Source organism: Paenibacillus sp. 1_12, from assembly GCF_900114475.1.
In the GTDB taxonomy this organism is placed as follows: Bacteria; Bacillota; Bacilli; order Paenibacillales; family NBRC-103111; genus Paenibacillus_S.
The window spans coordinates 1-2,012 of sequence record NZ_FOTE01000063.1; the positions used below are offsets into that span (position 1 = coordinate 1).

Sequence of the window (2,012 nt, forward strand, 5' to 3'; positions counted from 1 at the left end):
ATTGGGTTTCGAACCCGTGGACAACCCCATCATACCGAGGTGCTTCTTTTTTGGCAAAGGTCATTTCTTAAGCCCTACAGGAAGGTTCAATGAAAAAAAGTGGAGCTGTTGTCACGGCATTCCACTCCACACTATCTTCTCTGAGGGAGCTGAGAGATTACCGACAACATAAGTTTACATAATATTAATTATGTCATTCCATCGGGAATGTAATAAAGTTCTTGTCATTTATCGGAAATGTAATAAGGTTCTTGACATCGACCGATGACAAGAACCTTATTACATAACTAAAAAAAGCCGCAATTTAAGCGACATTTAATGTAACAATGATATTGACTTCCGACAGCCTGTGACTGATTACTTACAGACGACAAGAATTTATATCTATAAAAGACAAGAAAATGAACGCTCCTCTGAAACTCCTCAATCTCATTAAATGAAAAATGAAATGCGGCACCTTTGCCTTAATACAAAAGGGCTTGGTGCCGCTTCGTGCTCGATGGCCAAATAATTTGTTTCAAAGTAATAAATCTTCTTACATACCGATCAACATCCTGTCGTAATCTTTCATATTGATCGCTCGGATTGTCGAACGCTTTCATAGCCAAGAGCCCCTCCGATGTCAAAAGCTACAATTTGTGGCGTACAGGTTATCAAAATAAAAAATCCGCTCTAATCGTGGATTCGCATCGATATATGTTTTTGTCTTCTTACAATTATTTTTTTGATGTCCCGACGGACTTAGGGGCTGGATGTGGTCACTCGCTTCTCAGAGTGACCCGGAGCGTCAATATGGTGTTAGCCGAAGGAAGTTCTGGAAGCAGCCATTGCATTTAAGGCGTTCTCAAAATAGCTAAATACTTCATCTGCAATTCCCAGAAACTCTTCAACAAGTACATTACTATCTAAGTAACAAGCATACAGATAATCAACTAAAGCGGAGTCAATCTCACAATAGTTTAATATGGCATTCTTCATCTTAATAATGTCATCTTGCCATACACCTGTATCTTCTAAAACCAAAGAGTATAATGCACGAATTAATCTCTTAGAGTAACCTTTAATATATCTAGTTTTCATTGTGTTATCACTAGCATTAGAAAGTAAACTATGTATACGACCTACTTCCTCCTTGGTCTCTGTATTTAAGGCTAAAATGAACTCTGGAGAAATAATTATGGGTGGTACTTTTTCACCAGCGTCTTGACCATATACGCAAACACAAATTATCTTAACCCAAAAACCCCACTCATTTGGTTTACTTAATACATCGTCAATCGAGCAAATTATCGTATCAATCTTAGTTACTACTGGATATTCTTCCAAAAGCCTATCTTTAATATTTGTCAATCTTTCGTAATCAATATCTTTGGGATTTACACATACAATAGTAAAGTCTGCATCTGACTTAAAAGGTATAGCAGTTCCTTTTGGAATCGAGCCACACATATAAATGCTATGAATCTTACCTTTAAATTCAGTAAGTATATTATCTTTATACTTATCAACAAAATCCTTATATTCACTTTGTATTACAATTCTATTTATAACTTTTTCTAATATCATATAGACTCCTCCTAAATTAAGAACTTCTTTCGGCTAACGTTCTGGTATTCACGAGCCCGAGAGGCTTAAGTGACCGTAGGGAACGGGTCGTCAGACTTAGCCTCGCAGGGTTGTCCGGCTGCCACGCTTCCCCGAAATCACTCTGCCGGACCGAGGGCGTCAGCCCGAAGCGTGAATATGGTGTTATCGGACGGTCTCGCCTTCATTGAGTTACCTTCAAACTGTCTTTCGTCTTCTATCGCTCTTAGGACTCAATTTCTCTCTTAATCTTCAATCCCTCTTCTATCTTCTAGTTTGTATGTAGTCCTTTTATTACGCTAACGTATCCGTTAGTTTAATGAACCATGCTGAATGAGGCCCGAAGCGTGAACACGTGTTATACGCAGTGCCACTCAACTTCGAATTACAAACAAAATTACTTCATATTTAAATGTCCCCCACTCATC

General features: G+C 38.3%; 1 protein-coding gene. It reads right to left on the reverse strand.

Annotated features, from left to right (window positions below):
* Positions 1–798: 798 nt before the first annotated feature.
* Positions 799–1,566 carry a nucleotidyltransferase family protein gene (locus tag BM210_RS34130; protein ID WP_091177107.1) on the reverse strand — a complete coding sequence of 256 codons (768 nt, stop codon included), beginning with the start codon at positions 1,564–1,566 and terminating at the stop codon, positions 799–801.
* Between the last annotated feature and the right edge of the window lie 446 nt (positions 1,567–2,012).